The organism is Planotetraspora phitsanulokensis (genome assembly GCF_016863295.1).
GTDB lineage: Bacteria > Actinomycetota > Actinomycetes > Streptosporangiales > Streptosporangiaceae > Planotetraspora > Planotetraspora phitsanulokensis.
Genome location: NZ_BOOP01000079.1, coordinates 1 through 1,277, shown reverse-complemented (window position 1 = coordinate 1,277; position 1,277 = coordinate 1). Strand labels below are relative to the sequence as shown.

Annotated in this window: 1 protein-coding gene; it reads right to left on the bottom strand. The window is 66.3% G+C overall.

Annotated features, from left to right (window positions below; genetic code table 11):
- Positions 1 to 41: 41 nt before the first annotated feature.
- On the bottom strand, positions 42 to 1,277 hold a 1,236-nt coding region (locus Pph01_RS42440; protein WP_204078939.1), incomplete at its 5' end, for an IS256 family transposase.

Below are 1,277 nucleotides of genomic sequence, written 5' to 3'. Positions count from 1 at the left end.
GGGTCTGTCCATTGAACGGTGTAACTCGATCTTGATTGGTTCTATCGGGGGTTCGGGGACAGACGGCCTTCGAAGGTGATGGCGAAGGCGTTGAGCGCGGCTTTCCACCGGGTGACCCAGCGTTTGCGGCCCTTCCCGGTCGGGTCCAGGCTCATGATCGCCATGTAGACGCACTTGAGTGCGGCCTGCTCGTTCGGGAAGTGTCCGCGGGCTTTGACCGCCCGCCGGATACGGGCGTTGACCGACTCGATCGCGTTGGTCGAGCAGATGACCCGGCGGATCTCGGTGTCGAAGTTGAGGAACGGGACGAACTCGGCCCAGGCGTCCTCCCACAACTTCACGATCGCCGGATACTTGCCGCCCCACACCTCGGCGAACTCCACGAACCGCTCGAGGGCTGCGGCTTCGGTCGGTGCGGTGTAGACCGGCCGCAGCGCTTTGGCGATCGCGTCCCAATGCTGGCGGCCGGCGTAACGGAAGCTGGCGCGCAGCAGGTGCACCACGCAGGTCTGCACCACCGCCAGAGGCCAGGCCTGCTCGATCGCCTGCGGCAGCCCTTTCAGACCGTCGCACACGACCATCAGCACATCACCGACGCCCCGGTTCTTGACCTCGGTAAGAACGTGCAGCCAGAACTTGGCGCCCTCACCGCCGTCGCCGGCCCACAGCCCGAGGATGTCGCGCTCGCCGTCGACGGTGACCGCCATCGCCACGTAGATGGGCCGGTTGGCGACCTGCCCGTCACGGATCTTCACGTGGATCGCATCGACGAACACCACCGGGTAGACCGGGTCGAGCGGTCGGTTCTGCCACTCGGTCATCCCGTCGATGACCTTGTCGGTGATGGTGGAGATGGTCTGCTTGGACACCTGCGCGCCGTAGACCTCGGCCAGGTGCGCGGAGATCTCCCCGGTGGTCAGTCCTTTGGCGGCCAGCGAGATCACCATCTCGTCGACCCCGGACAGGCGCCGCTGCCGTTTGCGCACGATCTTCGGCTCGAAGCTGGCGTCCCGATCCCGCGGCACGGCGATCTCCACCGGTCCCACGTCGGTGACGACCGTCTTGGTGCGGGTGCCGTTGCGGGTATTGCCGCTACCCCGGCCGGCCGGATCGTGCTTGTCATAACCGAGGTGGTCGGTGATCTCACCTTCCAGCGCCGACTCCAGCACGAGTTTGGTCAGCCGGCCCAGCAGCCCGTTCTCACCGACCAGCTCCAGCCCTTCGGCGCGGGCCTGGTCGACCAGCTTGGCCACCAGCTCCCGATCCGACGCTTCATG